Source organism: Aurantimonas endophytica, from assembly GCF_014196845.1.
Lineage (GTDB): Bacteria > Pseudomonadota > Alphaproteobacteria > Rhizobiales > Rhizobiaceae > Aurantimonas > Aurantimonas endophytica.
The window spans coordinates 453,568-479,329 of sequence record NZ_JACIEM010000001.1 but is presented as its reverse complement, the minus strand read 5'-3'; the positions used below and the strand labels follow the sequence as shown (position 1 = coordinate 479,329).

Annotated in this window: 35 protein-coding genes; all 35 read right to left on the bottom strand. The window is 63.7% G+C overall.

Features of this window, described 5'->3' with window-relative positions; translation table 11 throughout:
• Positions 1 to 10 precede the first annotated feature (10 nt).
• On the bottom strand, positions 11 to 142 hold the full coding sequence (locus tag GGR03_RS24550) for a hypothetical protein (RefSeq protein WP_255696820.1): 132 nt from the start codon (positions 140 to 142) through the stop codon (positions 11 to 13).
• 289 nt (positions 143 to 431) lie between these two features.
• Positions 432 to 1,496 (bottom strand): NAD-dependent epimerase/dehydratase family protein, encoded by a 1,065-nt coding sequence (locus tag GGR03_RS02385; protein ID WP_252920115.1) that lies wholly within the window; start codon positions 1,494 to 1,496, stop codon positions 432 to 434.
• A 44-nt stretch (positions 1,497 to 1,540) separates the two neighbouring features.
• Positions 1,541 to 1,963, bottom strand: coding sequence for a 50S ribosomal protein L17 (rplQ, locus tag GGR03_RS02380; protein WP_183205963.1), 423 nt, complete (start codon positions 1,961 to 1,963; stop codon positions 1,541 to 1,543).
• Positions 1,964 to 2,104: 141 nt separating this feature from the next.
• Complete coding sequence (locus GGR03_RS02375; protein ID WP_183205962.1) at positions 2,105 to 3,133, bottom strand: DNA-directed RNA polymerase subunit alpha; 1,029 nt, start codon at positions 3,131 to 3,133, stop codon at positions 2,105 to 2,107.
• A gap of 205 nt (positions 3,134 to 3,338) precedes the next feature.
• Positions 3,339 to 3,728, bottom strand: a complete 390-nt coding sequence (gene rpsK, locus GGR03_RS02370; protein WP_163044851.1) for a 30S ribosomal protein S11 — start codon at positions 3,726 to 3,728, stop codon at positions 3,339 to 3,341.
• An 80-nt stretch (positions 3,729 to 3,808) separates the two neighbouring features.
• Positions 3,809 to 4,177: a 30S ribosomal protein S13 gene (gene rpsM / locus GGR03_RS02365; RefSeq protein WP_183205961.1), complete on the bottom strand. Its 369-nt coding sequence runs from the start codon at positions 4,175 to 4,177 to the stop codon at positions 3,809 to 3,811.
• Positions 4,178 to 4,375: 198 nt separating this feature from the next.
• Complete coding sequence (locus GGR03_RS02360; RefSeq protein ID WP_183205959.1) at positions 4,376 to 5,023, bottom strand: adenylate kinase; 648 nt, start codon at positions 5,021 to 5,023, stop codon at positions 4,376 to 4,378.
• Positions 5,020 to 6,363 (bottom strand): preprotein translocase subunit SecY, encoded by a 1,344-nt coding sequence (gene secY / locus GGR03_RS02355; protein ID WP_183205957.1) that lies wholly within the window; start codon positions 6,361 to 6,363, stop codon positions 5,020 to 5,022. The genes GGR03_RS02360 and secY overlap by 4 nt, the downstream gene beginning before the upstream one ends.
• 142 nt (positions 6,364 to 6,505) lie before the next feature.
• The gene (rplO, locus tag GGR03_RS02350) at positions 6,506 to 6,976 is read right to left on the bottom strand and encodes a 50S ribosomal protein L15 (RefSeq protein WP_183205955.1); all 471 of its coding nucleotides are present in this window, start codon (positions 6,974 to 6,976) and stop codon (positions 6,506 to 6,508) included.
• Positions 6,977 to 7,097: 121 nt separating this feature from the next.
• Complete coding sequence (rpmD, locus tag GGR03_RS02345) at positions 7,098 to 7,301, bottom strand: 50S ribosomal protein L30 (RefSeq protein ID WP_163044856.1); 204 nt, start codon at positions 7,299 to 7,301, stop codon at positions 7,098 to 7,100.
• 51 nt (positions 7,302 to 7,352) lie between these two features.
• Positions 7,353 to 7,910 carry a 30S ribosomal protein S5 gene (rpsE, locus tag GGR03_RS02340; RefSeq protein ID WP_183205952.1) on the bottom strand — a complete coding sequence of 186 codons (558 nt, stop codon included), beginning with the start codon at positions 7,908 to 7,910 and terminating at the stop codon, positions 7,353 to 7,355.
• 107 nt (positions 7,911 to 8,017) lie between these two features.
• Complete coding sequence (gene rplR, locus GGR03_RS02335) at positions 8,018 to 8,380, bottom strand: 50S ribosomal protein L18 (protein WP_183205950.1); 363 nt, start codon at positions 8,378 to 8,380, stop codon at positions 8,018 to 8,020.
• 8 nt (positions 8,381 to 8,388) lie between these two features.
• Positions 8,389 to 8,922, bottom strand: coding sequence for a 50S ribosomal protein L6 (gene rplF / locus GGR03_RS02330; RefSeq protein ID WP_163044859.1), 534 nt, complete (start codon positions 8,920 to 8,922; stop codon positions 8,389 to 8,391).
• Positions 8,923 to 8,966: 44 nt separating this feature from the next.
• Positions 8,967 to 9,365: a 30S ribosomal protein S8 gene (gene rpsH / locus GGR03_RS02325; protein ID WP_163044860.1), complete on the bottom strand. Its 399-nt coding sequence runs from the start codon at positions 9,363 to 9,365 to the stop codon at positions 8,967 to 8,969.
• 12 nt (positions 9,366 to 9,377) lie between these two features.
• Positions 9,378 to 9,683 (bottom strand): 30S ribosomal protein S14, encoded by a 306-nt coding sequence (gene rpsN, locus GGR03_RS02320; protein WP_183205948.1) that lies wholly within the window; start codon positions 9,681 to 9,683, stop codon positions 9,378 to 9,380.
• 25 nt (positions 9,684 to 9,708) lie between these two features.
• Positions 9,709 to 10,272 (bottom strand): 50S ribosomal protein L5, encoded by a 564-nt coding sequence (rplE, locus tag GGR03_RS02315; protein ID WP_163044862.1) that lies wholly within the window; start codon positions 10,270 to 10,272, stop codon positions 9,709 to 9,711.
• Positions 10,265 to 10,579, bottom strand: coding sequence for a 50S ribosomal protein L24 (gene rplX / locus GGR03_RS02310; protein ID WP_183205947.1), 315 nt, complete (start codon positions 10,577 to 10,579; stop codon positions 10,265 to 10,267). The genes rplE and rplX overlap by 8 nt, the downstream gene beginning before the upstream one ends.
• Positions 10,580 to 10,592: 13 nt before the next feature.
• Positions 10,593 to 10,961, bottom strand: coding sequence for a 50S ribosomal protein L14 (rplN, locus tag GGR03_RS02305; protein WP_163044864.1), 369 nt, complete (start codon positions 10,959 to 10,961; stop codon positions 10,593 to 10,595).
• Between the two features lie 64 nt (positions 10,962 to 11,025).
• Positions 11,026 to 11,274 (bottom strand): 30S ribosomal protein S17, encoded by a 249-nt coding sequence (rpsQ, locus tag GGR03_RS02300; RefSeq protein WP_163044865.1) that lies wholly within the window; start codon positions 11,272 to 11,274, stop codon positions 11,026 to 11,028.
• 10 nt (positions 11,275 to 11,284) lie between these two features.
• Positions 11,285 to 11,485: a 50S ribosomal protein L29 gene (gene rpmC / locus GGR03_RS02295; protein ID WP_163044866.1), complete on the bottom strand. Its 201-nt coding sequence runs from the start codon at positions 11,483 to 11,485 to the stop codon at positions 11,285 to 11,287.
• Between the two features lie 12 nt (positions 11,486 to 11,497).
• The gene (rplP, locus tag GGR03_RS02290; protein WP_163044867.1) at positions 11,498 to 11,911 is read right to left on the bottom strand and encodes a 50S ribosomal protein L16; all 414 of its coding nucleotides are present in this window, start codon (positions 11,909 to 11,911) and stop codon (positions 11,498 to 11,500) included.
• A gap of 25 nt (positions 11,912 to 11,936) precedes the next feature.
• Positions 11,937 to 12,644, bottom strand: a complete 708-nt coding sequence (rpsC, locus tag GGR03_RS02285) for a 30S ribosomal protein S3 (protein ID WP_163044868.1) — start codon at positions 12,642 to 12,644, stop codon at positions 11,937 to 11,939.
• Complete coding sequence (gene rplV, locus GGR03_RS02280; protein ID WP_183205944.1) at positions 12,644 to 13,033, bottom strand: 50S ribosomal protein L22; 390 nt, start codon at positions 13,031 to 13,033, stop codon at positions 12,644 to 12,646. The genes rpsC and rplV overlap by 1 nt, the downstream gene beginning before the upstream one ends.
• A 2-nt stretch (positions 13,034 to 13,035) precedes the next feature.
• Positions 13,036 to 13,314, bottom strand: coding sequence for a 30S ribosomal protein S19 (gene rpsS, locus GGR03_RS02275; RefSeq protein ID WP_183205942.1), 279 nt, complete (start codon positions 13,312 to 13,314; stop codon positions 13,036 to 13,038).
• Positions 13,315 to 13,325: 11 nt separating this feature from the next.
• A complete protein-coding gene (rplB, locus tag GGR03_RS02270) occupies positions 13,326 to 14,162 on the bottom strand; it encodes a 50S ribosomal protein L2 (RefSeq protein WP_183205940.1) in 837 nt (278 codons plus the stop codon).
• Positions 14,163 to 14,183: 21 nt separating this feature from the next.
• Positions 14,184 to 14,477 (bottom strand): 50S ribosomal protein L23, encoded by a 294-nt coding sequence (locus tag GGR03_RS02265; RefSeq protein WP_163044872.1) that lies wholly within the window; start codon positions 14,475 to 14,477, stop codon positions 14,184 to 14,186.
• The gene (rplD, locus tag GGR03_RS02260; protein ID WP_183205938.1) at positions 14,474 to 15,094 is read right to left on the bottom strand and encodes a 50S ribosomal protein L4; all 621 of its coding nucleotides are present in this window, start codon (positions 15,092 to 15,094) and stop codon (positions 14,474 to 14,476) included. The genes GGR03_RS02265 and rplD overlap by 4 nt, the downstream gene beginning before the upstream one ends.
• The gene (rplC, locus tag GGR03_RS02255; protein WP_183205936.1) at positions 15,094 to 15,822 is read right to left on the bottom strand and encodes a 50S ribosomal protein L3; all 729 of its coding nucleotides are present in this window, start codon (positions 15,820 to 15,822) and stop codon (positions 15,094 to 15,096) included. Before rplC ends, rplD begins: the two co-directional genes overlap by 1 nt.
• A 25-nt stretch (positions 15,823 to 15,847) precedes the next feature.
• On the bottom strand, positions 15,848 to 16,156 hold the full coding sequence (gene rpsJ / locus GGR03_RS02250) for a 30S ribosomal protein S10 (RefSeq protein ID WP_007066362.1): 309 nt from the start codon (positions 16,154 to 16,156) through the stop codon (positions 15,848 to 15,850).
• A 168-nt stretch (positions 16,157 to 16,324) separates the two neighbouring features.
• Positions 16,325 to 17,500: an elongation factor Tu gene (gene tuf, locus GGR03_RS02245; protein WP_183205902.1), complete on the bottom strand. Its 1,176-nt coding sequence runs from the start codon at positions 17,498 to 17,500 to the stop codon at positions 16,325 to 16,327.
• 63 nt (positions 17,501 to 17,563) lie between these two features.
• Positions 17,564 to 19,654: an elongation factor G gene (gene fusA / locus GGR03_RS02240; protein WP_183205935.1), complete on the bottom strand. Its 2,091-nt coding sequence runs from the start codon at positions 19,652 to 19,654 to the stop codon at positions 17,564 to 17,566.
• A gap of 31 nt (positions 19,655 to 19,685) precedes the next feature.
• The gene (gene rpsG / locus GGR03_RS02235; protein ID WP_183205933.1) at positions 19,686 to 20,156 is read right to left on the bottom strand and encodes a 30S ribosomal protein S7; all 471 of its coding nucleotides are present in this window, start codon (positions 20,154 to 20,156) and stop codon (positions 19,686 to 19,688) included.
• A 32-nt stretch (positions 20,157 to 20,188) separates the two neighbouring features.
• Positions 20,189 to 20,560, bottom strand: coding sequence for a 30S ribosomal protein S12 (rpsL, locus tag GGR03_RS02230; RefSeq protein ID WP_183205931.1), 372 nt, complete (start codon positions 20,558 to 20,560; stop codon positions 20,189 to 20,191).
• 306 nt (positions 20,561 to 20,866) lie between these two features.
• Positions 20,867 to 21,418 (bottom strand): GNAT family N-acetyltransferase, encoded by a 552-nt coding sequence (locus GGR03_RS02225; protein ID WP_183205929.1) that lies wholly within the window; start codon positions 21,416 to 21,418, stop codon positions 20,867 to 20,869.
• Positions 21,419 to 21,514: 96 nt separating this feature from the next.
• A complete protein-coding gene (gene rpoC, locus GGR03_RS02220) occupies positions 21,515 to 25,711 on the bottom strand; it encodes a DNA-directed RNA polymerase subunit beta' (protein WP_183205927.1) in 4,197 nt (1,398 codons plus the stop codon).
• Positions 25,712 to 25,762: the final 51 nt, after the last annotated feature.

The window sequence follows — 25,762 nt, the reverse complement described above, 5'->3', positions numbered from 1 at the left end:
TTTGTGGCTGCTATCGCAGATCGGTGGTGCCGGTGGTGATGGCGCTCGGCGCCTGCTCCGGCAGTTCCGCCGTCGCGTAGCTGGCGGTCAGGACGCCGAATGCGGCGACCGCACCGAGAAGCGTCAGCAGTGTCCGGCGCATGGAAGAAGGCCCCTTGAGGTTGTTCGTGGTCACATCGTGCATGGAAGTAGTTTAACCCGTGTAAAAGCTCGCCACTGTGACGCAGCGCACGTCCCTATGTTGGGGTCGAAAATGCCCGGGCGGCCTTTTGGTTGCCGCGTTTCCGCCGAATTTTCAGATTTTCTCGAACCGCGTGGTCCGTATGGCACGCCGAGCTGGCGGCAACGATGACTTTTCCGCCACACTCCCGGCTTTCGCACGCCGAGCGGTTAACGTGCCCGACGCTCCAAAAAACCGCGTTTTCAGCACGTTAACGAACGACGCCATAGTTCCGAAGGCTTGTCGCGGTAGCGGCTATCGCTTCCTCAGGCGATCTGAACACGATGTCGAGAGTCGTGCGGGCCAGATCGGTGTCGAGATCCTTGGGGCGGCCAAGCTCGGGCAGAAGGAGACGAGCCTGCCTGGACACCAGCGCCGCCGTCCTGACCACATAATCGGGCAGAACGAATCGCGGAACGCGGCGGCGGAGGGTGGGCTCGGCCGAGGCGAGATGGCGGCCGATCTCCATCAGCGAGCGTGTGCCCGCCGAGAGGATGAACCGGTGCCCGGCAGCCGAGGGCACTTCCATGGCTGCCACGTGCGCATCTGCCACGTCGCGGACATCAACGATGCCGAAGCTGACATCCGGAACCACCGGCGTCCGGCCGCGCATCATCATGGCGATCACCATGGCCGATGTTCCGGCATCGGCGTCGAGCAGCGGGCCGAGGACGAAGGCGGGGTTGATGACGGATAGTTCCAGCCCCGCGTCTCGCGACGCCTCCCAGGCGGCCCGCTCGGCTTCGGTCTTGGATACGGCATAGGCACCGACGGACGGACTGTCGACGTTCGACCAGTCCGCCTCGCCGTAGCGCACATCGGTACGGTCCTCGTGGCCCTGATAGACGGCAACGATCGACGAGGTCATTACCATGCGCTCCACCCCCGCCTTCCGGGCGGCGGCAATCACCCGCAGCGTTCCTTCCCGTGCCGCAGGCACCAGCGCGAACCGGTCCCGCGGCTGCGCCATCGGAAACGGGGATGCCGTGTGGATGAGGAAGCGACACCCGGCGGCCGCATCGGCCCAGCCCGCCTCCGCCAGGAGATCCGCTTCGACTAAGTCCAGCCGTTCGACGGCTGCGCCGTGTCTGGCGAGCGTGGCGCGGACCTCGGCGCCCTTGCCGGCGGACCGCACGCTGCCTCTGACCCGATAGCCGCGGTCGAGAAGCCGTAGCGCCACGTGCTTGGCAATGAAGCCGGAAACCCCGGTGAGCAGGACCGTATCGTCCGCTATTTTCGACTCCTCGCCAAACGCCGCACATGAAAAAGGGGCCACCGGGGCCCCTTCGTCGCTAACAGATTCCGGTCGAACCGGATGGATCAGGACGCGTCGTCCTGGCCCTCGTCCTCGAGACGCTCGCGGTCGATGGCGCCCCGGGCGTCCGGGTCACGATCGACGAACTCGATGACGGCCATCGGCGCATTGTCGCCGCGACGGAAGCCGGCCTTCAGGACGCGGCAATAGCCGCCCTGACGGTCAGCATAACGCGGGGCGAGCGTGTCGAAGAGCTTCGGGATCACCGAGCCGTCGCGCACCTTGGAGAGTGCCTGGCGGCGGGCGTGCAGGTCGCCGCGCTTGCCGAGCGTCACCAGCTTCTCGACGATCGGACGAAGGTCCTTCGCCTTCGGCAGCGTGGTCACGATCTGCTCGTGCAGGATCAGGGACGCCGCCATGTTGGCGAACATCGCCTTACGATGACTGGCGGTTCGGTTCAGTTTCCGTCCGGCTTTGCCGTGGCGCATGGGATTTTCCTCGGGAAGTCTACCGGCTCCAGGGCCGGGGGTCGGGATCTTTGCGTCCCTGCCGTCGATGCGACAGGCCGCCGTTCCTTTGAATGATTGAAAACGCTCCCGGCCGATGAGGCCGGGAGCGGCAGTTCATGCTCAGTACTGGTCTTCGTAGCGCTTGGCCAGATCGTCGATGTTCTCCGGCGGCCAATCGGTAACGTCCATGCCGAGGTGGAGACCCATGGAGGCAAGAACCTCCTTGATCTCGTTCAGCGACTTGCGACCGAAGTTCGGGGTGCGGAGCATCTCCGCTTCGGTCTTCTGGATCAGATCGCCGATGTAGACGATGTTGTCGTTCTTCAGGCAGTTCGCCGAACGGACCGAAAGCTCCAGTTCGTCGACCTTCTTGAGAAGCGCCGGGTTGAAGGCGAGTTCGGCGATCTGCTCGTCGGCGCCCGCGCCCGCCCGCTGGTCGCGCTGCGGCTCTTCGAAGTTGATGAACACGGACAGCTGGTCCTGGAGGATACGGGCGGCATAGGCCACCGCATCCTCACCCGTGATCGAGCCATCGGTCTCGATCGACATGGTCAGCTTGTCCTTGTTGAGATCCTGCCCCTCGCGGGTGGCCTCGACCTTATAGGACACTTTCTTGACCGGCGAGAACAGCGAGTCGACGGGGATCAGCCCGATCGGCGCGTCTTCGGCACGGTTCTGGTCAGCAGGAACATAGCCCTTGCCGGTGTCGACCGTGAATTCCATGCGGATCTCCGCGCCCTCGTCGAGGGTACAGATCTCGTGCTGGGGATTGAGGATCTCGATGTCGCCGACGGTCTGGATATCACCGGCGCGAACGACGCCCGGGCCGGACTTGCGAAGCACCATCCGCTTCGGGCCTTCGCCCTGCATGCCGATGTTGATTTCCTTCACGTTCAGGACGATGTCCGTCACGTCTTCGCGGACGCCCGGGATCGACGAGAACTCGTGCAGGACGCCATCGATCTGGACGGCGGTCACGGCCGCGCCCTGGAGCGACGACAGGAGAACGCGACGGAGCGCATTGCCGAGCGTCAGGCCGAAACCGCGCTCCAGCGGCTCAGCGGTCAGCGACGCCTTCGTCCGGCTTCCGCCGTTCTTGAAGACGACCTGGTTCGGCTTGGTGAGGTCTTGCCAGTTGCTAGCAATCATGACGGATGCCTTCCAGTTTCCTCGCCACTATCCAATCGTGGCGATGGTTCTGATGCCGGAGCCCGACGATCGGATCGCACTGGCGATCGGACCCGGCTTCTCGGCTCGAATTATGCTTCGGCGCAGTGCCCGAGGGGCGCCAGCCGACCGCCGCAACCTCGACCGGCCGCGAAACGGGCTGAAGGCCCGCCGCAGCCGTTTCGGATCAGACGCGGCGCTTCTTGCGCGGACGCACGCCGTTGTGCGGGATCGGCGTCACGTCGCGGATCGACGTGATGGTGAACCCTGCGGCCTGCAACGCGCGAAGCGCCGACTCACGGCCCGAACCCGGTCCGCACACCTCTACCTCGAGGGTGCGCATGCCGTGTTCCTGCGCCTTCTTCGCGGCGTCTTCAGCCGCGGTCTGCGCGGCGAACGGCGTCGACTTCCGCGACCCCTTGAAGCCCTGTGCACCGGCCGAGGACCAGGCAATCGTGTTGCCCTGCGCGTCGGTGATGGTGATCAGCGTGTTGTTGAAGGTCGAACTCACATGGGCGACGCCCGACGTGATGTTCTTGCGTTCGCGGCGACGAACGCGCTGTGCTTCTTTAGCCATATAAAATCGGTCCTGTTGATATCGACACCGCCGTCATTCCAGCGGCTACACCGACAGCGCGCCCGAAGGCGCGCCGCGAATTATTTCTTCTTGCCTGCGATCGCCTTTGCCGGGCCCTTGCGGGTGCGGGCATTGGTGTGGGTGCGCTGGCCGCGCACCGGCAGGCCGCGACGATGGCGCAGGCCGCGGTAGCAGCCGAGATCCATCAGTCGCTTGATGTTCATCGCGGTCTCGCGGCGAAGATCGCCCTCGACCTGATAATCGCGATCGATCATCTCGCGGATCTGCAGAACCTCGGCATCGGTGAGGTCGTTCACCCGGCGCTCTTCGCCGAGATTGACCTTCTCGACGATCTCTTTCGCGAACGTCGAGCCAATGCCGTGGATGTACTGCAGAGCGATGACGACGCGCTTGTTCGTCGGGATGTTGACGCCAGCGATGCGTGCCACAACCATACTCCTAGAATTAAATGGGCAGAGAAGCTGCCTCGCACAAGATGCGGGAGCCCTACGGCCGACAACGACCGAGACAGGACTTCCAAACGAAGGCCTGCGCCGATCGCAAAGGATTCGCGAATAGGCGCAGGCTATAGATCATCGGGGCTTGACAAGTCAACCGCCTGCCCCGGGGTCGTTGGTGGCGCAGCGTCAGCCGTTGACGATGCGCTCGATGCTCTGCGTCACCGCATCGACGTCCTGCATACCGTCTACCCAGCGCAACGTACCCTTGCAGTGGTAGTACCCGACCAGCGGCGAGGTATCCTTGTAATAGGACCTCAGACGGGTGCGCATGGTCTCGGCATTGTCGTCCGGCCGACGCTTGAATTCGGTCGACTGGCAGACGTCGCAGACGCCGTCCACCTTCGGCTTGCGGTCCTCGTCGTGATAGACCGCTCCGCACTTGGCACAGGTGAAACGACCGGAGACGCGCTTGACCAGCACGTCGTCGTCAACCCGCATCTCGATCACGTGATCGAGCGCCAGGCCCTTGGCATCCAGCATCGCCTCGACCGCATCCGCCTGCACCAGCGTGCGCGGATAGCCGTCGAGGATGAAGCCGTTGGCGCAGTCCGGCTGGTCGATCCGCTCCGAAACGATCGCGTTGACGATGTCGTCCGAGACGAGATTGCCGGCGTCCATTACGGCCTTCGCCTGCTTCCCTACTTCGCTCTGGGCGGCCACCGCCGCCCTCAGCATGTCCCCCGTCGAAAGCTGCGGTATGCCCAGTCTTTCGATCAGCCGATGGGCTTGGGTACCCTTGCCCGCGCCCGGCGGCCCCAACAAAATCAGTATCATTTGCCCCCTCGTCTCCCCCCTCTGAGCTTCGCCTTCTTGACCAGGCCCTCGTACTGGTGGGCCAGAAGGTGGCCCTGCACCTGGGCGACCGTATCCATGGTCACGCTGACGACGATCAGCAGCGAGGTGCCCCCGAGATAGAACGGAATGCCGGCAGCCGATATGAGAAACTCGGGCAACAGGCAGATCACCACCAGATAGATGGCGCCGATGACGGTAATCCGGGTGAGGACATAGTCGATGTAGTCGGCCGTACGCTCACCGGGACGGATACCCGGGATGAAGCCGCCATGCTTCTTGAGGTTGTCGGCGGTGTCCTTGGGACTGAAGACGACAGCCGTGTAGAAGAACGCGAAGAATGCGATCAGCGCGGCATACAGGAACATGTACAGCGGCTGGCCGTGGCCGAGCGAAGCGACCACCGTGGTCGCCCACGCCGGCAGCTGCGTCGTATCGGTGAAGTTCGCGACGGTGACCGGCAGCAGCAGCAGGGAAGAGGCGAAGATCGGCGGGATCACGCCCGAAGTGTTCAGCTTCAGCGGCAGGTGCGAGGTGTCGCCCTGGAACATGCGGTTGCCGACCTGGCGCTTCGGGTACTGGATCAGCAACCGTCTCTGCGCCCGCTCGAAGAACACGATGCCGGCGATGCAGGTGATCGCGACGACGATCACCAGCAGGATGATCGCGGTCGACAGGGCACCGGTCCGGCCGAGCTCCAAGAGGTTGGCAATGGCCGACGGCAGGTTGGCGACGATGCCGGCGAAGATGATCAGTGAGATACCGTTGCCGATGCCGCGCGCGGTGATCTGCTCGCCGAGCCACATCAGAAACATCGTGCCACCGACAAGCGTGATCACGGCGGAAACGCGGAAGAACCAGCTCGGGTCGACGACGATGCCCGGTTGCGACTCCAGCCCCGCGGCAATGCCGTAGGCCTGAACCGTCGCCAGGAGAACGGTGCCGTAACGGGTGTACTGGTTGATGACCTTGCGGCCCTGCTCGCCTTCCTTCTTCAGCGTCTCCAGCGACGGCACGACCGAGGTCATGAGCTGGATGATGATCGACGCCGAAATGTAGGGCATGATTCCGAGGGCGAAGATCGCCATGCGCTCGATGGCGCCGCCGGAAAACATGTTGAACAGGCCGAGAATGCCCGACGACTGCTGCGAGAAAGCCTGCGCCAGCGCATCGGGATTGATGCCGGGCATCGGGATGTACGTCCCGAGCCGGTAGACCAGAAGCGCGCCGAGCGTGAACCAGATACGCTTCTTGAGGTCCTCGGCCTTGGAAAAGGCGGAGAAATTCAAGTTAGCGGCGAGTTGTTCCGCAGCCGATGCCATGAAGGGGATGTCTCCGGGTTGTCGTCCCGCATGTCGGTCGAGAGACGCTCAGGCGAAACCCGCCGGCCCGGGTTGAAAGCGAGCCCCCTCGCCGAGGGAGCCCGAGAGATAGGCGGGTCGAACGTGGGGCGCAAGCCGCGGCTTAAGCCGCGGTGCTGTTCCCGGACGTCACCGAACCACCGGCCTTCTCGACCTTCTCGACCGCCGACTTGGAAGCGCCCGCGACGGTGATCGTGATCTTCGCGGAGAGTTCGCCGTCGCCGAGCAGACGGACACCGTCCTTCGTGCGACGAACGATCCCAGCTGCCTTCAGGGCAGCGACATCAATCGCGTCGGCGGCGTCGAGCTTGCCGGCGTCGATCGCCTGCTGGATGCGCCCGACCGACACAACGGTGAAGTCCTTGGCGAAAATATTCGTGAAGCCACGCTTCGGCAGACGCCGGAAGAGCGGCATCTGGCCGCCCTCGAAGCCATTGATGGCGACGCCCGAGCGGGACTTCTGGCCTTTCACGCCGCGACCGCCGGTCTTGCCGGTGCCCGAACCGATGCCACGACCGACGCGCTTGCGCGACTGCGTTGCACCGGGCTTGTCGGAGATCTCGTTCAGATTCATCAGTCTTCTCCTGGAGTATCCCCGGCCCGATGTCCCGACGGGTCGGGACGGCAGAGACGCTCTGGCAATGGGTTGTGCCTCTCGAAGCGACGCGGCCGGACGGCCGCGTCAGCATCGATGATCAGGCCTCCTCGATCACGCGAACGAGGTGGTGGACCTTGGCGATCATGCCGCGCACCGCAGGAGTGTCCTCGAGCGTGCGGCGGCGGTTCATCTTGTTCAGGCCAAGCCCGACCAGCGTCTGGCGCTGGGCGTCGGGGCGGCGAAGCGGGCTGCCGATCTGCTCGACGGTGATGGTGTTACCCGCAGTCTTCTTGTCGGCCATCGATTGGCTCCTTCACTCAAAGCGGCAAGGGTCGGACCCCTGCCCGTCCAATCAATCCTCGGCCGAAGCCGAGACGCCCGCGAGATCGCGGCGACGTGCCTGCAGGGTCGAGTACTTCAAGCCCCGGCGCGCCGCAACGTCCTTGGGATGAACCGCCTGTTTCAGCGCGTCGAACGTGGCGCGAACCATGTTGTAGGGGTTCGACGAACCGAGCGACTTGGCGACGACGTCGTGCATGCCGACGGCCTCGAACACGGCGCGCATCGGACCACCGGCGATGATGCCGGTACCGGCTTCTGCCGCGCGCAGGATGACCTTGCCGGCCCCATGGCGGCCTTCGGTGTCATGATGCAGCGTGCGAGCGTCGCGCAGCGGAACGAAGATCAGGTCGCGCTTGGCGGCTTCCGTCGCCTTGCGGATCGCCTCCGGCACTTCACGGGCCTTGCCGTGGCCGAAGCCGACGCGGCCCTTCAGGTCGCCGACCACGACGAGCGCGGCGAAACCGAAGCGACGGCCGCCCTTGACGACCTTGGCGACGCGGTTGATGTGGACGAGCTTGTCGACGAAACCGTCGTCGCGATCGTCATGTCTGTCATTGCGAGGCGCCATATCCTGTTCCTTGTTCTTTTCCGGAGGCGTCTAAGCGAAGACGGCCGCCTTGGCGACCGTCCGGTTCGTTTCCACTCCGCCGCCGCAATGCCGGCGGAACGACAGGCTCAGAAGTTGAGCCCGCCCTCACGGGCGGAATCAGCCAGAGCCTTGATGCGGCCGTGATAGATGAAAGCGCCGCGATCGAAAACCACGTCCGTGACACCAGCTTCCTTGGCGCGCTCGGCGACGAGCTTGCCCACGGCAGCTGCGGCGGCCGTATCGGCCCCCGTCTTCAATGCTTCGCGCAGATTGGCATCGAGGCTCGAAGCTGCAGCCAGTGTCCGGCCCGCCTCGTCGTCGATGATCTGCGCGTAGATGTTCTTCGACGAGCGGTGAACGGACAGGCGAGGCCTGCCATTCGCCACCTTCTTGAGCGAGCGGCGGACGCGCGAAGCACGGCGCCGCAGGTTTTCCTTCGGTGTAGCCATAACGAGCCCTACTTCTTCTTGCCTTCCTTGCGGACGATGGTTTCGTCCGCGTATTTCACGCCCTTGCCCTTGTACGGCTCGGGACCGCGGTATTCGCGGATTTCAGCGGCGACCTGGCCGACACGCTGCTTGTCGATGCCCGAGACGACGATCTCCGTCGGCTTCGGAACGACGATCTGAATGCCTTCCGGCACCGGATAGAGCACGTCATGGCTGAAGCCAAGCGCCAGCTGAAGGTTCTTGCCCTGCAGCGACGCACGATAGCCAACGCCGTTGATCTCGAGCTTCTTCTCGAAACCGGTCTTCACGCCGTTCAGGATGTTCGAGATCATCGTGCGGGACATGCCCCACTTCGACCGCGCATCCTTGGACTGGTCGCGCGGATCCACCTGGATCGCGCCCTCTTCCATCTTCACCAGCACTTCTTCGTTCACCACGAAGGAGAGCTCGCCCTTCGGTCCCTTGACCGTGACGGTCTGCCCATCGACGGACGCAGTCACGCCATCGGGTACGGCGACCGGCTTTTTACCAATACGAGACATATCGAAACCCTGTCCGTTCGTTGCGCTGGGAGGCTGCTACCGCGTCAGAAGACGCGGCAGAGCACCTCACCGCCGACATTCTGTTCGCGGGCGCTGTGATCGGCCATGACGCCCTTAGGCGTCGACAGCACCGAGATGCCCAGCCCGTTCGCCACCTGCGGGATGGTCTTCGCCGAAACGTAGACCCGCCGACCAGGCTTGGAGACGCGAGCGATCTCGCGGATCACCGGAGTGCCCTCATAATACTTCAGCTCGATCTGAAACTCAGACTGGCCGTTGACGAATTCGGTCTGCGTGTAGCCGCGGATGTAGCCCTCGTCCTTGAGGACGTCGAGCACCCGGCCGCGCAGCTTCGACGCCGGCGTCATCACCGACGACTTATTGCGCATGATGGCGTTGCGGATGCGGGTCAGCATATCGCCGAGAGGATCAGATAGTGACATGACGTGACCTCCTTACCAGCTCGACTTCACGATGCCGGGAATCTGGCCATTGTTGCCCAGGTCCCGCAGCGCGATGCGGCTCATCTTCAGCTTGCGATAATAGGCACGCGGACGGCCGGTGACTTCGCAGCGATTGCGGACACGCACCTTCGAGCTGTTGCGCGGAAGTTCCGCCAGCTCGAGCTGCGCCCGGAAACGCTCCTCCATGGGAGCGTCGGCATTCTTGGTGATCGTCTTCAGGGCGGCTCGCTTGGCGGCGAATTTCTTCACCAGCTTCTTGCGATGCTCGTTCTGCTCGATCATGCCCTTTTTGGCCATTGTCTCGTCCTTTGCTCGACTGCCGTTACTGGCGGAAGGGGAAGTTGAACGCCTTCAACAGCGCCCGGGCTTCCTCGTCATTGTTCGCCGTCGTACAGACGATGATGTCCATGCCCCACATCTGATCAACCTTGTCGTAGTTGATCTCGGGAAACACGATGTGTTCCTTGATGCCCATGGCGAAATTGCCGCGGCCATCGAAGCTCTTCGGGTTCAGGCCGCGGAAGTCGCGGACGCGCGGCAGCGCGATCTGCACCAGCCGGTCCATGAACTCGTACATTTTGTCCTTGCGCAGAGTCACCTTCGCGCCAATCGGCATTCCCTCGCGCAGCTTGAAGCCGGCGATGGACTTGGTGGCGCGGGTCACGACGGGCTTCTGCCCGGCGATGCGCGCGAGATCCTCGGCAGCCACGCTCGGCTTCTTGGAATCTGCCGTCGCCTCGCCGACACCCATGTTGATGACGATCTTCTCGAGGCGCGGGACCTGCATCTCGTTGGAGTACGAGAACTGCTCCAGCAGCGCCTTGCGGATTTCATCGCGATAGACGCGCTTCAGCCGCGGCTCGTAAGCGGTTGCGGTCTCAGCCATTGATCTGCTCTCCCGAGCGCTTCGCGACGCGCACCTTGGTGCCGTCGTCGAGGGTCTTGAAGCCGACGCGGGTTGCCTTGCCGTCCTTCGGGTCGGAGACCGCGAGGTTCGACAGGTGGATCGGGGCTTCCTTGGTGATGATACCGGCTTCCTGCGAAGCGGTCTGGCGCTGATGGCGCTTGACCATGTTGACGCCGCGCACCAGGGCGCGATCGTCCTTCGGCATCATCTTGATGACTTCGCCCGACCGGCCCTTGTCCTTGCCGGCGAGCACGACGACCGTGTCGCCCTTGCGGATCTTTTGCATCGTCCGCTCTCCTCTATAGAACTTCAGGGGCCAGCGAGATGATCTTCATGTGGTTCTTGGCGCGAAGCTCGCGCGGAACCGGTCCGAAGATACGGGTGCCGACTGGCTCTTTCTTGTTGTCGATGAGCACCGCGGCATTCGAATCGAACCGAATGACCGAACCGTCGGCGCGACGGATGTCCTTGGCGGTGCGTACCACCACGGCCTTCATCACGTCGCCCTTCTTGACGCGGCCGCGCGGAATAGCTTCCTTGATCGACACCACGATGATGTCGCCGACGGACGCGTATTTCCGCTTCGAGCCGCCCAGAACCTTGATGCACATGACACGACGCGCGCCGGAATTATCCGCGACGTCGAGGTTTGTTTGCATCTGAATCATGTCAGGCCGCCTTCAAAGCTTGTTGCCGGGAGGCGCCGCCGAGGCGCTTCACCGACCGTACCGATTAACTGGCTGCTGCCGCGTCGTTGGAAACGACGACCCAGCTCTTGTCCTTCGAGATCGGACGGCTCTCCTGGATGGAGACCATGTCGCCGATCTTGCACTGATTGTTCTCGTCATGCGCCTTGTACTTCTTCGACCGGCGCACGGTCTTCTTGAACAGCGGATGAGTGAAGCGACGCTCCACCAGAACCACCACCGTCTTTTCGTTCTTGTCGGAGACGACCGTCCCCTGCAGGATGCGTTTCGGCATTATCTGATCCTCAGGCCTTCGCCTCGGCCGCCTTGGAGCGGTTGATCGTCTTGATCCGTGCGATGTCGCGACGCACCTGGCGAACGCGGGCGGTATTCTCAAGCTGACCGGTGGCACGCTGGAAGCGCAGGTTGAACTGCTCCTTCTTCAGCTTGGCGAGCTCGTCGGTGAGTTCGTCCTGGGTCAGCGTCTTGACGTCGGAAGCTTTCACTTCAAACTCTCCTTACTCGGCGATGCGCTGGATAAAGCGCGTGCGGATCGGGAGCTTCGCAGCTCCCAGCCGCAGCGCTTCCCGCGCGATGTCTTCGGATACGCCGTCGATCTCGAACATGACGCGACCGGGATGAACCCGGGCGGCCCAGTAGTCGACGGAGCCCTTGCCCTTGCCCATGCGGACTTCGGTCGGCTTCGACGTGACCGGCAGGTCCGGGAAGATCCGGATCCAGACGCGGCCCTGGCGCTTCATCTGACGGGTGATCGCGCGGCGAGCCGCCTCGATCTGCCGGGCGGTGACCCGCTCCGGCTCGACCGCCTTCAGACCGAACGAACCGAAATTGAGGCTCGTTCCACCCTTGGCCGTGCCGTGAATGCGTCCCTTGAACGCCTTCCGGTACTTCGTGCGCTTTGGCTGCAGCATCTTTCGTTACTCCGAATTCTGGCCGTCAGGCGTGCTCGCGACGACGACCGCCGCCGCCCTGGGCATCACCCTCGATCTGACGGCGCTCGGAGGCCATCGGATCATGCTCGAGGATTTCGCCCTTGAAGATCCACACCTTGACGCCGCAAATGCCGTAGGCAGTCTTGGCTTCGGCGGTGCCGTAATCGATGTCGGCGCGCAGCGTATGCAGCGGCACACGGCCCTCGCGGTACCATTCCGTCCGGGCGATCTCGGCGCCGCCGAGGCGACCGCCGCAATTGATCCGGATGCCTTCCGCGCCAAGGCGCATGGCCGACTGGACCGCACGCTTCATCGCCCGACGGAACGCCACGCGGCGCTCCAGCTGCTGGGCGATCGACTGGGCCACCAGCGTCGCGTCGATCTCCGGCTTGCGGATCTCGACGATGTTGATGTGCGTCTCGGCGTCGGTCATCGAGGCGAGCTTCTTACGAAGCTTCTCGATGTCGGCGCCCTTCTTGCCGATGACGATGCCCGGGCGTGCCGAGTGGATCGTGATGCGGCACTTCTTGTGCGGACGCTCGATGACTATCTTGGAGACCGCAGCCTGCTTCAGCTCTTCGAGCAGATAGGCGCGGATCTTCAGATCCTCATGCAGGAGCTCGCCATATTCGCCGGTGTTGGCGAACCAGCGCGAGTCCCAGGTACGGTTGATCCCGAGGCGGAAGCCGGTCGGGTTGATTTTCTGACCCATTATGCGGCCTCCTCGAGTGCGGCGACCTCGCGAACGACGATCGTCAGATGCGAGAAGGGCTTCTCCACCCGGCTCGCACGACCGCGGCCGCGGGCATGGAAACGCTTCATCGTGATCGACTTGCCGACATAGGCTTCCGACACGATCAGCGCGTCCACGTCGAGATCATGGTTGTTCTCGGCGTTCGCGATGGCGCTTTCCAGCGTCTTCTTGACCGTCTCGGCGATCCGCTTGCGCGAGAAGGTCAGGTCAGCCAATGCGGCCTCGACCTTCTTGCCGCGGATCATCTGCGCGACGAGATTGAGCTTCTGCGGGCTGACACGGATCGTCCGGGCGACAGCTCTCGCTTCGTTTTCGTTAAGCCGGCGCTCGGCCTTCGCCTTACCCATCGTTACTTCCTCTTCGCCTTCTTGTCGGCGCCGTGGCCGTAATAGGTACGGGTCGGAGCGAACTCGCCGAACTTGTGTCCGACCATGTCCTCGTTGACCGAGACCGGAATGTGCTTGTTGCCGTTGTAGACGCCGAACGTGAGTCCAACGAACTGCGGCAGGATCGTCGAGCGACGGGTCCAGATCTTGATCACATCATTGCGGCCGCTATCGCGTGCCTTCTCGGCTTTCTTGAGAAGGTAGCCATCGACGAACGGACCCTTCCAGACGGAACGTGTCATGAAAAAACCCCTTACTTCTTACGCTGATGGCGCGAGCGCATGATGAACTGGTCGGTCGCCTTGTTCTGGCGTGTCCGCTTGCCCTTGGTCGGCTTGCCCCAGGGCGAGACCGGATGACGACCGCCCGAGGTGCGGCCTTCGCCGCCGCCATGCGGGTGATCGACCGGGTTCATCGCGACACCGCGAACATGCGGGCGCCGGCCCAGCCAGCGCGAACGCCCAGCCTTGCCGAGATTGATGTTCGAGTGGTCAGGGTTCGACACCGCGCCGACCGTGGCGAAGCACGAGGACGACACCAGCCGCTGCTCACCCGAATTGAGGCGCAGGATCGCCATGCCCTGGTCGCGACCGACCAGCTGGGCATAGGACCCGGCCGAGCGGGCGATCTGGCCACCCTTCATCGGCTTCATCTCCACATTGTGGATGATGGTGCCGACGGGGAGCGACGACAGTGGCATCGCATTGCCGGGCTTGACGTCGACGCCGGTCATGCCCGCGACGATCTGGTCGCCGGCAGCCAGGCGCTGCGGCGCCAGGATGTAGGCAAGCTCGCCGTCGGCGTACTTGATCAGCGCGATGAACGCGGTCCGGTTCGGATCGTACTCGATCCGCTCGACCGTCCCGACGACATCCAGCTTGCGCCGCTTGAAGTCGATCTGGCGATAGGTCCGCTTGTGCCCGCCGCCCTGGTACCGAGCCGTCACGCGGCCGGTATTGTTGCGGCCGCCCTTCTGGCTGAGGCCCTCGGTCAGATGCTTGACCGGCTTGCCCTTCCAGAGGCCCGAGCGATCGACGATGACCAGCTGGCGCTGGCTCGGCGTGTTCGGTTTGAAATTCTTAAGTGCCATTGCCTAATCCTCCGGTCCCGATCAAAGACCGGTCGAGACGTCGATCGACTGGCCTTCGGCCAATGTCACGACGGCTTTTTTCTGATCGCTCTGGCGACCGATGCGGCCGCGGAAGCGCTTGACCTTGCCCTTGCGGACCAGCGTGTTGACGGCGGTGACCTTCACCCCGAACAGTGCCTCGACGGCCGCCCGGATCTCCGGCTTGGTAGCCGTTTTGGGGACGTTGAAGACCACCTGGTTCGAATCCGACAGCATGGTCGACTTCTCGGTGATCACCGGGCTGGTGATGACGTCGTAGTGGCGAAGATCGTTCATTTGAACCGCTCCTCGAGAGCCTCGACGGCGGCCTTCGACAGAACGAGGGTCCGGCGACGGAGAATGTCGTAGACGTTGATGCCCTGGACCGGCAGCACGTCGATGTTCGGGATGTTGCGAGCCGAGCGCGAGAAGTTCACGTCGAGCTCGGCACCGCCGATGATCAGTGCGTTCGCCAGGCCGAGATCGGCGAAGTTCTTCACCATGCCCTTGGTCTTGGCATCGGCGCTCTTCAGATCGTCGATGATCATCAGGCCGCCGGACTTCGCCTTGGCCGACAGAGCGTGCCGCAGCGCCAGTGCCCGGACCTTCTTGGGAAGGTCGTGAGCATGGCTGCGCGAGGTCGGGCCGTGGGCCTTGCCACCGCCGCGGAACTGCGGAGCGCGTGCCGAACCGTGACGGGCACGACCGGTGCCCTTCTGGCGGTAGAGCTTGGCGCCGGTCCGTGCGATCTCCGCGCGGCCGAGCGTCTGGTGCGTGCCCTGCTGGCGCTTGGCCAGCTGCCAGCGAACCATGCGCTGCAGGATGTCCTCACGCGGCTCGAGACCGAAGATCTCATCCGCGAGCGTCACCTTGCCGGCGTCCTTGCCGTCGAGGCTCTTGATCGTGAAATCCATTATTCCGCTCCCTCGGAAGCGTCCGCGGTCTCCGCAGCAGCACCGTTACCGGCAGCCGAGCGCAGCGCAGCCGGCTTCGGCGCGTTGTCGGGCAGCGCCGCCTTGACGGCGTCGCGAATTTCGATCCAGCCGCCCTTGGAACCCGGAACCGCACCGCGGATCAGGATCAGGCCCTTGTCGGGATCGGTGCGGACCACTTCGAGGTTCTGCGTGGTGACGCGAACCTGACCCATGTGACCGGCCATCTTCTTGTTCTTGAAGACCTTGCCCGGATCCTGACGCTGACCGGTCGAACCCAGCGAACGGTGCGAAACCGAAACGCCGTGGGTCGCCCGCAGGCCGCCGAAATTGTGGCGCTTCATGCCGCCGGCGAAACCCTTACCGATCGAGGTACCCGTCACGTCGACCTTCTGGCCGGGGACGAAGTGCTCGGCCGTGATCTCGGATCCGACGTCGATCATGTTCTCGTCCGTGACGCGAAACTCGACGAGCTTGCGCTTCGGCTCGACCGAGGCCTGCGCGAAGACGCCGCGCATGGCCTTGGACGTGTTCTTCACCTTGGCGAGACCGGCGCCGAGCTGAACGGCACTGTAGCCGTTCTTCTCGCGGGTCCGCTGGGCGATGACCTGGAGGTTTTCAACCCGCAGGACGGTAACCGGCACGTGCTCGCCGACGTCGTTATAGACGCGGGTCATGCCGACCTTCTGTGCAATCACACCTGAACGCATGGGCGTTGTCCTTCCCGTGCTCGTATCAGAGCTTGATCTCGACATCGACGCCAGCGGCGAGGTCGAGCTTCATGAGCGCATCAACCGTCTGCGGCGTCGGATCGACGATGTCGAGGAGCCGCTTATGGGTGCGCATTTCGAACTGCTCGCGCGACTTCTTGTCGATGTGCGGCGAGCGGTTGACGGTGAACTTTTCAATTCGCGTCGGCAGCGGGATCGGACCACGGACATTGGCGCCGGTGCGCTTGGCAGTCGAAACGATCTCGCGCGTCGAGGCGTCGAGGACCCGGTGGTCGAACGCCTTGAGGCGGATGCGGATATTCTGGCCGTTCATTTCATTCGTCCTCTCGTCGGACCACACCGGCCTAGCGGCGGTTTCCGAGCGCTTGTCTTCTCAAGGCAGCCATGTCGTCGCGAGGACTGGCCCCGCCTGCCCCGTGGGGCGAATTCGAAGGGCGCGGCGGGCCGGATTGCTCCGGCGCCGCGCCCGATTGTCTCGTCGCTACTCGATGATCGAGGCGACGATGCCGGCGCCGACGGTGCGGCCGCCTTCGCGGATGGCGAAGCGCAGGCGCTCTTCCATCGCGATCGGCACGATCAGCACCACGTCCATCGTCACGTTATCGCCCGGCATCACCATCTCGGTGCCCTCGGGCAGCGTGCACACGCCCGTCACGTCCGTCGTGCGGAAGTAGAACTGCGGACGGTAGTTGGTGAAGAACGGCGTATGACGGCCGCCCTCTTCCTTCGTCAGGATGTACGCCTCGGCCTTGAACTTGGTGTGCGGCTTCACCGAACCCGGCTTGCACAGCACCTGGCCGCGCTCGACGCCCTCGCGATCCACACCACGGATCAGCGCGCCGATGTTGTCGCCCGCCTGGCCCTGGTCGAGCAGCTTGCGGAACATCTCGACGCCCGTCACCGTCGTCTTCTTGGTGTCGCGGATGCCGACGATCTCGACTTCCTCGCCGACCTTGACGATGCCGCGCTCGACACGGCCGGTCACCACCGTGCCGCGACCCGAGATCGAGAACACGTCCTCGATCGGCATCAGGAACGGCAGGTTGATCGGACGCTCCGGCGTCGGGATGTAGGCGTCGACTTCGGCCATCAGCGCACGCACCGCGTCCTCGCCGATCTTCTTGTCGCTGTCTTCCAGCGCCGCAAGCGCCGAACCCTTGACGATCGGGATGTCGTCGCCCGGATACTCGTAGCTCGACAGCAGCTCGCGAACCTCGAGCTCGACAAGCTCCAGCAGCTCCTCGTCGTCGACCTGGTCGACCTTGTTGAGGAACACCACGATCGCCGGAACGCCGACCTGACGGGCGAGCAGGATGTGCTCGCGGGTCTGCGGCATCGGGCCGTCGGCTGCCGAAACCACCAGGATCGCGCCGTCCATCTGCGCAGCGCCGGTGATCATGTTCTTCACGTAGTCGGCATGGCCCGGGCAGTCGACATGCGCGTAGTGCCGCGCTTCCGTCTCGTACTCGACATGCGCCGTCGAGATCGTGATGCCGCGCGCCTTCTCTTCCGGCGCCGCGTCGATCTGGTCATACGCACGGTATTCGCCGAAATACTTCGTGATCGCCGCCGTCAGCGACGTCTTGCCGTGATCAACGTGACCAATCGTCCCGATGTTCACATGCGGCTTGTTGCGCTCAAATTTACTCTTGGCCATCGTGGCGCTCCATTATCTCATCGCGGCTCAAGGAGCCGAATTTCTGTTCCCGGACGGATCCGATCAGGCGTATTTCTTCTGGATCTCGTCCGCGACCTGGTTCGGGACCTGCTCGTAATGATCGAACTGCATCGTGTACTGCGCCCTGCCCTGCGACATGGAACGAAGCGTGTTGACATAGCCGAACATGTTGGCGAGCGGGACCATGGCGTTGACCACCTGGGCGATGCCACGCGGCTCGGTACCCTGGATCTGTCCACGCCGTGAATTCAGATCGCCGATGACGTCACCGACGTAGTCTTCCGGCGTCACGACCTCGACCTTCATGATCGGCTCGAGCAGCTTCGGACCAGCCTTCTGGATGGCTTCGCGGAAACCTGCACGGGCCGCGATCTCGAAAGCCAGGACCGAGGAGTCGACGTCGTGGAAGGCGCCGTCGATCAGTTCCGACTTGATGTCGACCATCGGGAAGCCGGCGAGCGGACCCGAAGACAGCACCGACATGATGCCCTTCTGGACGCCCGGGACGTATTCCTTCGGCACGGAACCACCGACGACCTTCGACTCGAAGGTGAAGCCCTGGCCGATCTCGGCCGGCTCGAAGACCATCTTGACGCGGGCGAACTGGCCCGTACCACCGGTCTGCTTCTTGTGCGTGTAGTCGACCTCGGCGCGACGGGTGATCGTCTCGCGATAGGCAACCTGCGGCGCACCGATATTCGCCTCGACCTTGAACTCGCGACGCATGCGGTCGACGAGGATGTCGAGATGCAGCTCGCCCATGCCGGCGATGATCGTCTGGCCGCTTTCCTCGTCGGTCTTGACGCGGAAGGACGGATCCTCGGCTGCCAGGCGGTTGAGCGCGAGGCCCATCTTCTCCTGGTCGCCCTTGGTCTTGGGCTCGATCGCGATCTCGATGACCGGATCGGGGAATTCCATGCGCTCCAGGATCACCGGCTTCAGCGGATCGCAGAGCGTGTCACCCGTGGTGGTCTCCTTGAGACCGGCGAGCGCAACGATGTCGCCGGCGAAGGCTTCCTCGATGTCCTCACGGGAATTGGAATGCATCTGCAGCATGCGGCCGATGCGCTCCTTCTTCTCCTTGACCGTGTTGGTCACGGAGGTGCCCTTGGTGAGCACGCCCGAATAGATGCGGGCAAAGGTCAGCGAGCCGACGAAGGGGTCGTTCATGATCTTGAACGCCAGCATCGAGAGCGGCTCGTCGTCAGCCGAACGACGGCTGATTTCGGCGTCGGTCTTCGGGTCGATACCCTTGATCGACGGCACTTCGACCGGCGACGGCAGGAAGTCGACGACGGCGTCGAGCAGGGGCTGAACGCCCTTGTTCTTGAAGGCCGAGCCGCAGAGGACCGGCGTGAACCAGACGTCGCAGGTACCCTTGCGGATCAGGCGACGCAGTTCCTCGTTCGAAGGCATCTCGCCCTCGAGGTACTTCTCCATCGCGCCTTCGTCGATTTCGACGGCGGCCTCGATCATCGCCTCGCGATACTCCTCGGCCTGGGCCTGGAGGTCGGCGGGAATCTCGACGATGTCCCACTGCGCGCCGAGCGTCTCGTCGCGCCAGATCAGCGCCTTCATCTCGATCAGGTCGACCAGGCCGACGAACTCGTTCTCGGCACCGATCGGCAGCTGGACGACGACAGGCCGCGCACCGAGGCGCGACTTGATCATCTCGACGCAGCGGAAGAAGTCCGCGCCGGTCTTGTCCATCTTGTTGACGAAGATCATCCGCGGGACGTGGTACTTGTCGGCCTGGCGCCAGACCGTCTCGGTCTGCGGCTCGACGCCGGCATTGGCATCGAGCAGCGCGATGGCGCCATCGAGAACGCGCAGCGAACGTTCGACCTCGATGGTGAAGTCGACGTGGCCTGGGGTATCGATGATGTTGAAGCGGCGCTTCTTGCCATCACGGCCTTCCCAGAAGGTCGTCGTCGCGGCAGACGTGATGGTGATGCCGCGCTCCTGCTCCTGCTCCATCCAGTCCATCGTCGCAGCGCCGTCGTGCACTTCGCCGATCTTGTGGGACTTGCCGGTATAGAAGAGAATCCGCTCGGTCGTCGTCGTCTTGCCCGCATCGATGTGGGCCATGATGCCGAAATTGCGGTAGTCTTCGATCTTGTACTCGCGTGCCATAGGGGCGTCGCCTTTCGGACGGAAGCTTGAATTACCAGCGATAATGCGAGAAGGCGCGGTTCGCTTCCGCCATGCGGTGCGTGTCTTCGCGCTTCTTCACTGCGGTACCGCGGTTGTTCGCGGCATCCATCAGCTCGCCGGACAGGCGATCAACCATCGTGGTCTCGTTACGCTTGCGCGCCGCCGTGATGAGCCAGCGGATCGCCAGCGCCTGACGGCGCTCCGGACGAACGTCGACCGGGACCTGGTAGGTGGCACCACCGACACGACGCGAGCGAACCTCGACGTGCGGCGAGATGTTCTCGAGCGCCTGGTGGAAGACCGCGACCGCATCCTGGCGGGTCTTGTCGTGCACGGCGTCGAACGCGCCATAGACGATGCGCTCGGCGACCGACTTCTTGCCGTCATACATGACGGCGTTCATGAACTTCGACACGACGAGATCGCCGAACTTCGGGTCCGGGTTGATTTCGCGCTTTTCGGCTCTGTGACGGCGGGACATTCTATCGTCTCTTCAACTTGTCGGCGTGGGGCTTATTTCGGACGCTTGGCGCCGTACTTCGAACGGCGCTGTCTGCGGTTCTTGACGCCCTGCGTGTCGAGCACGCCGCGGATGATGTGATAGCGCACACCGGGAAGGTCCTTGACGCGACCGCCGCGGATCATCACCACGGAGTGCTCCTGAAGGTTATGCCCCTCGCCCGGAATGTAGCCGATGACTTCGAAGCCGTTCACGAGGCGCACCTTGGCGACCTTACGAAGTGCCGAGTTCGGCTTCTTCGGGGTCGTGGTGTAGACGCGCGTGCAAACGCCGCGCTTCTGCGGGTTGGCCTCGAGTGCCGGAACCGTGTTGCGCTCGACGGGGCGAACGCGCGGCTTCCGAACCAGCTGGTTAATGGTCGGCATTCCAACCTTCCCTCTTCTTCCAAATCCAGGTTCTGAACAAAACGCTCCGCCCGCGAGAGGAGTGTTCCTCATGCGCGAAACCGGGCAGTCGATCCGCTTGAACTGCGGACTGCCCGGAATGATGCAGAGGACCGTTCATACGGTCATGCAGCCAGCGATGTGTCGTCTCGTTGAACGAAGCCTTGTTTGAAGCGCTGGATCCCGGACGTGGCGTCCATGGGAAGATTCGGCTTCACATCGGCTCTGTTGGCGGGTGTTTAACGATTCTGATGGCCCTCGTCAACCCCGCAGACCCGGACACGCGCCTTACGATGCCCGCGGGCCGGACGCTTGTGCCGCGTCGTCAACGCAATCAATTGGCCGTGCCAGATAGCGGACCGACTTGGCGCCACCCTTTATCGCGGCACAGCCGATTTCGGCAAATCCCATCGTCGCGTGGAAAGCGTCGGAGAGCGGGTTCGGCGGCACGCGGTTGACCTCGCAGACGACACGGACGTGGTCCGACCGCCCCGCGGCAGTGAACACGGCGGCGTAGAGCTGCCTCGCCAGTCCGCGTCCGCGCGCTTCCGCCGCGACCACGACACGGTCGATGTACACGAAGCGTTCGAAGCGCTCGCGCATCCAGAGGAAATTGGGACTGGCATAGGCGGCGCCCTGGTCGAACGCCAAAAGGAACGCGGCTGCCGTCTCGGACCGGATGGCGAGGAAGGCCGAGTCCACCAACTCGGCCAACTCTCCCGCCGTCAGCAGCGACAATTCCTCTGCATGGGTGTTGTTGAGCGCCAGCAGCCCCGGCAGGTCGTCGGCGCGGATCGCCCGGAGCGCTGCTGCAGATTTCTCCTCGGAAGGTACGGTCATCGTCGGTGTCTCTTATAATGCCCCCGCGGAGCCGGAACGACGAAGGGCCGCTCTTGCGAGCGGCCCTTGATCATGTCGTGCGGTTCGAGGCGGCCGTTACTCGGCGGCGTCGTCGACCGAGGTTAGCATGCGGTCGGTGGCAGCTGCGTTGGCGGCCCGGCGGCGATCCTCGATGATGAGGTCGTCGCGCGACGTCGCGATGCGGCGCACCTGCGTCATCATTCCACCGGTACCGGCAGGGATGAGACGGCCGACGATGACGTTCTCCTTCAGGCCCTGCAGCGTGTCGGTCTTGCCGGCAACCGCTGCCTCGGTGAGCACCCGCGTCGTCTCCTGGAAGGAGGCGGCCGAGATGAAGGACGGCGTCTGCAGCGAGGCCTTGGTGATGCCGAGCAGCACGGGGTTGCCGGAAGCGGGCTTCTTGCCCTCCTCCTCCAGCCGCTCGTTCAGTTCGGCGAGCTCGATCCGGTCGACATGGTCTCCCGGGATGTAACCCGAGTCTCCCGACTCCACGATCTCGACCTTCTGCAGCATCTGCCGGACGATGACCTCGATGTGCTTGTCGTTGATCAACACGCCCTGCAGCCGGTAGACTTCCTGGATCTCGTTGACGAGGTAGCTCGCAAGAGCCTCCACGCCGCGGATCGCCAGGATGTCGTGCGGTGCCGGATTGCCGTCGAGGATGTAGTCGCCCTTCTCGATGACGTCGCCTTCCTGGAGGTGGAACGGCTTGCCCTTCGGGATCAGGTACTCGACCGCCTCCTCGCCTTCCTCGTGCGGCTCGATGACGATGCGGCGCTTGTTCTTGTAGTCGCGCCCGAACTTCACCGTGCCGTCGATCTCCGCGATGACCGCGTTGTCCTTCGGCTTGCGGGCCTCGAACAGCTCGGCGACGCGCGGCAGACCACCGGTGATGTCCTTGGTCTTCGCGCTTTCCATCGGAATACGCGACAGGACGTCACCCGCCTTCACCCTTGCGCCCGGCTCGATCGACAGAATGGCGTCGACCGACTGGTAGTAGCGGGCGTCGGAACCGCGCGCCAGCTTCAGGATCTCGCCGTTGTCGCCCTTGATGACGATCGCCGGCTTCAGGTCCTGGCCACGCGGGCTTGCCCGCCAGTCGATGACGGCACGCTTGGTGATGCCGGTCGACTCGTCGGCCTGCTCGGTGACCGAGATGCCGTCCACCAGGTCCTCGAAGTCCGCGATGCCTTCCAGCTCCGTCAGCACCGGGCGGGTATACGGATCCCACTCGGCGATACGCTGGCCGCGGCGCACCGTGTCCCCGTCGTCGACGAAGATGCGGCTGCCGTAGGTGACGCGGTGCGAAGCGCGCTCCTTGCCGGCCTGATCGAGGATCAGGATCGCCATGTTGCGGCCCATCGCCACGAGCTTGCCGTCCGAGTCCCGAACCACGTTGCGGTTGCGGATCTGGACCGTGCCCTCGTAGGAGGCCTCGAGGAACGAGCTGTCGACGACCTGTGCCGTGCCGCCCATGTGGAACGTCCGCATGGTCAGCTGGGTACCGGGCTCGCCGATCGACTGCGCCGCGATGACGCCGACGGCCTCGCCCATATTGACGGGCGTGCCGCGGGCCAGATCGCGCCCGTAGCAGATCGCGCAGATGCCGGTCCGCACTTCGCAGGTCAGCGCCGAGCGGATCTTCACCGACTGGATCTGGGCCTTCTCGATGATCTCGACATCCGGCTCCTCGATCGTGACGCCACCCTTGACGATGACCTCACCGGTGAGCGGATGCACGATGTCCTCGAGCGCCGTACGGCCCAGGATACGCTGGCCGATGGAAGCGACCACCTGGCCGGCGTCGACGATGGGCTGCATCGTCAGGCCCTTGGGCGTGCCGCAGTCGGTCTGCGTGATGATGCAATCCTGCGCGACGTCGACGAGACGACGCGTCAGGTAGCCCGAGTTAGCGGTCTTCAAGGCGGTGTCGGCCAGTCCCTTACGGGCACCGTGGGTCGAGTTGAAGTACTCGAGCACGGTCAGGCCTTCCTTGAAGTTCGAGATGATCGGCGTCTCGATGATCTCGCCCGAAGGCTTGGTCATCAGGCCGCGCATCGCCGCCAGCTGACGCATTTGGGTCGGCGACCCGCGCGCGCCGGAGTGCGACATCATGTAGATCGAGTTCATCGGCTTCTGACGGCCATCCTCGTTGAACTCGATGGCCTTGATACGCGCCATCATCTCGTCGGCGATCCTGTCCGTGCACTTGGCCCAGGCGTCGACCACCTTGTTGTACTTTTCGCCCTGGGTGATTAGGCCGTCATTGTACTGCTGCTCGTATTCCTTCGCGAGCGCCTGCGTCTCCCCGATCATCTGGGGCTTGGTGTCCGGGATCAGCATGTCGTCCTTGCCGAACGAGATGCCGGCGGTGCAGGCATGCTTGAAGCCGAGCTGCATGATGCGGTCGCAGAAGATCACCGTCTCCTTCTGACCGCAGTGGCGATAGACCTGGTCGATCATCCGGGAGATGTTCTTCTTGGTCATCAGCTCGTTGCAGATGTCGAACGGCACCTTGGCATTCTTCGGCAGCAATTCGCCGATGAGCATGCGGCCGGGTGTCGTCTCGTAGATCTTCGAGACCGGCTTGCCGTCGGCGTCGACGGTCTTGAAGCGACCCTTGATCTTGGAATGCAGCGTCACCGCCTTGGTGAACACCGCCTGCTCGAGCTCGCCGATATCGGAGAACACCATCCCCTGCCCCGGCTCGTTCTCGTTCATGATCGAGAGGTAATAGAGCCCGAGCACCATGTCCTGCGACGGCACGATGATCGGCTGGCCGTTCGCGGGATGCAGGATGTTGTTGGTCGACATCATCAGGACGCGCGCTTCGAGCTGCGCCTCGATGGACAGCGGCACGTGCACCGCCATCTGGTCGCCGTCGAAGTCGGCATTGAAGGCCGTGCAGACCAGCGGGTGGAGCTGGATCGCCTTGCCCTCGATAAGCACAGGCTCGAACGCCTGGATGCCGAGACGATGCAGCGTCGGCGCGCGGTTCAGCAGCACCGGATGCTCGCGGATGACCTCGTCGAGGATATCCCAGACTTCCGGACGCTCTTTCTCGACCAGCTTCTTGGCCTGCTTGACGGTCGACGAATAGCCCTTGGCGTCCAGACGCGCGTAGATGAACGGCTTGAACAGCTCGAGCGCCATCTTCTTCGGCAGGCCGCACTGGTGCAGCTTCAGCTCCGGACCGGTCACGATGACCGAACGGCCCGAATAGTCGACGCGCTTGCCGAGCAGGTTCTGGCGGAAACGCCCCTGCTTGCCCTTCAGCATGTCGGACAGCGACTTCAGCGGACGCTTGTTGGCGCCCGTGATGACGCGGCCGCGACGGCCGTTGTCGAACAGGGCGTCGACGGCCTCCTGCAGCATCCGCTTCTCGTTGCGGATGATGATGCCCGGCGCACGCAGCTCGATCAGCCGCTTCAGGCGGTTGTTACGGTTGATGACGCGGCGGTAGAGATCGTTGAGATCGGACGTCGCGAAACGGCCGCCGTCCAGCGGGACGAGCGGACGCAGGTCCGGCGGGATCACCGGAACGACGCTCATGATCATCCATTCCGGCTTGTTGCCGGAATCGAGGAAGTTCTCGACGATCTTGAGCCGCTTCATCAGCTTCTTGGTCTTGAGCTCGGAGGTCGTCTCCGCGAGCTCGGCCCGCAGATCGCCCGCGATCTTCTCGAGATCCATCGCGCCCAGGAGTTCCTGGATCGCCTCGGCGCCGATCAGCGCGGTGAAGCTGTCCTCGCCGAACTCGTCGACCGCGAGCATGTAGTCCTCTTCCGACAGGAGCTGGTGCTCCTTCAGCGAGGTCAGGCCCGGCTCGGTGACGATGTAGTTCTCGAAATACAGGACGCGCTCGATATCCTTGAGCGTCATGTCGAGCAGCGTGCCGATGCGGCTCGGCAGCGACTTCAGGAACCAGATGTGCGCGACCGGCGCGGCCAGCTCGATGTGGCCCATGCGCTCGCGCCGCACGCGCGAGAGGGTGACCTCGACGCCGCACTTCTCGCAGATGATGCCCTTGTACTTCATGCGCTTGTACTTGCCGCACAGGCACTCGTAGTCCTTGATCGGACCGAAGATGCGCGCGCAGAAAAGCCCGTCACGCTCGGGCTTGAACGTGCGGTAGTTGATGGTTTCCGGCTTCTTGATCTCGCCAAAGGACCAGGAGAGGATCTTCTCGGGTGAGGCGAGCGAGATCCGGATCGAATCGAACGACTGCGCCGCAACCTGCGGGTTGAAGATGTTCATGACCTCTTGGTTCATGGATTTTCTCCTTCTGGGACGCGGAGCCCCGAGTCGCGGTGGCAGGGCCGA

Coding starts and splice junctions, on each gene's coding strand:
- fusA (WP_183205935.1), bottom strand. CDS start 19,654: ATGGCACGCGAGTACAAGATCGAAGACTACCGCAATTTCGGCATCATG.
- GGR03_RS24550 (WP_255696820.1), bottom strand. CDS start 142: ATGCGCCGGACACTGCTGACGCTTCTCGGTGCGGTCGCCGCATTCGGC.
- GGR03_RS02375 (WP_183205962.1), bottom strand. CDS start 3,133: ATGATTGCTAGCAACTGGCAAGACCTCACCAAGCCGAACCAGGTCGTC.
- rpsH (WP_163044860.1), bottom strand. CDS start 9,365: ATGTCACTATCTGATCCTCTCGGCGATATGCTGACCCGCATCCGCAAC.
- rpsG (WP_183205933.1), bottom strand. CDS start 20,156: ATGTCCCGCCGTCACAGAGCCGAAAAGCGCGAAATCAACCCGGACCCG.
- rplX (WP_183205947.1), bottom strand. CDS start 10,579: ATGCAAAAGATCCGCAAGGGCGACACGGTCGTCGTGCTCGCCGGCAAG.
- rplQ (WP_183205963.1), bottom strand. CDS start 1,963: ATGCGCCACGGCAAAGCCGGACGGAAACTGAACCGAACCGCCAGTCAT.
- rplF (WP_163044859.1), bottom strand. CDS start 8,922: ATGTCTCGTATTGGTAAAAAGCCGGTCGCCGTACCCGATGGCGTGACT.
- rplO (WP_183205955.1), bottom strand. CDS start 6,976: ATGAATCTGAACGAGATCTCCGACAAGCCCGGTGCAACGCAGTCGCGC.
- GGR03_RS02265 (WP_163044872.1), bottom strand. CDS start 14,477: ATGAACGATCTTCGCCACTACGACGTCATCACCAGCCCGGTGATCACC.
- rpsL (WP_183205931.1), bottom strand. CDS start 20,560: ATGCCGACCATTAACCAGCTGGTTCGGAAGCCGCGCGTTCGCCCCGTC.
- secY (WP_183205957.1), bottom strand. CDS start 6,363: ATGGCATCGGCTGCGGAACAACTCGCCGCTAACTTGAATTTCTCCGCC.
- rplB (WP_183205940.1), bottom strand. CDS start 14,162: ATGGCACTTAAGAATTTCAAACCGAACACGCCGAGCCAGCGCCAGCTG.
- rpsE (WP_183205952.1), bottom strand. CDS start 7,910: ATGGCGCCTCGCAATGACAGACATGACGATCGCGACGACGGTTTCGTC.
- rpsN (WP_183205948.1), bottom strand. CDS start 9,683: ATGGCCAAAAAGGGCATGATCGAGCAGAACGAGCATCGCAAGAAGCTG.
- rpsJ (WP_007066362.1), bottom strand. CDS start 16,156: ATGAACGGCCAGAATATCCGCATCCGCCTCAAGGCGTTCGACCACCGG.
- rplP (WP_163044867.1), bottom strand. CDS start 11,911: ATGCTGCAGCCAAAGCGCACGAAGTACCGGAAGGCGTTCAAGGGACGC.
- rplC (WP_183205936.1), bottom strand. CDS start 15,822: ATGCGTTCAGGTGTGATTGCACAGAAGGTCGGCATGACCCGCGTCTAT.
- rpsK (WP_163044851.1), bottom strand. CDS start 3,728: ATGGCTAAAGAAGCACAGCGCGTTCGTCGCCGCGAACGCAAGAACATC.
- rplV (WP_183205944.1), bottom strand. CDS start 13,033: ATGGGTAAGGCGAAGGCCGAGCGCCGGCTTAACGAAAACGAAGCGAGA.
- rpsC (WP_163044868.1), bottom strand. CDS start 12,644: ATGGGTCAGAAAATCAACCCGACCGGCTTCCGCCTCGGGATCAACCGT.
- rplN (WP_163044864.1), bottom strand. CDS start 10,961: ATGATTCAGATGCAAACAAACCTCGACGTCGCGGATAATTCCGGCGCG.
- tuf (WP_183205902.1), bottom strand. CDS start 17,500: ATGGCCAAGAGTAAATTTGAGCGCAACAAGCCGCATGTGAACATCGGG.
- rpoC (WP_183205927.1), bottom strand. CDS start 25,711: ATGAACCAAGAGGTCATGAACATCTTCAACCCGCAGGTTGCGGCGCAG.
- GGR03_RS02360 (WP_183205959.1), bottom strand. CDS start 5,023: ATGATACTGATTTTGTTGGGGCCGCCGGGCGCGGGCAAGGGTACCCAA.
- rpmD (WP_163044856.1), bottom strand. CDS start 7,301: ATGGCCGACAAGAAGACTGCGGGTAACACCATCACCGTCGAGCAGATC.
- rplE (WP_163044862.1), bottom strand. CDS start 10,272: ATGGCTGAGACCGCAACCGCTTACGAGCCGCGGCTGAAGCGCGTCTAT.
- rpsS (WP_183205942.1), bottom strand. CDS start 13,314: ATGACACGTTCCGTCTGGAAGGGTCCGTTCGTCGATGGCTACCTTCTC.
- rplD (WP_183205938.1), bottom strand. CDS start 15,094: ATGGATTTCACGATCAAGAGCCTCGACGGCAAGGACGCCGGCAAGGTG.
- rpsQ (WP_163044865.1), bottom strand. CDS start 11,274: ATGCCGAAACGCATCCTGCAGGGGACGGTCGTCTCCGACAAGAACGAA.
- GGR03_RS02225 (WP_183205929.1), bottom strand. CDS start 21,418: ATGACCGTACCTTCCGAGGAGAAATCTGCAGCAGCGCTCCGGGCGATC.
- rplR (WP_183205950.1), bottom strand. CDS start 8,380: ATGGCTACACCGAAGGAAAACCTGCGGCGCCGTGCTTCGCGCGTCCGC.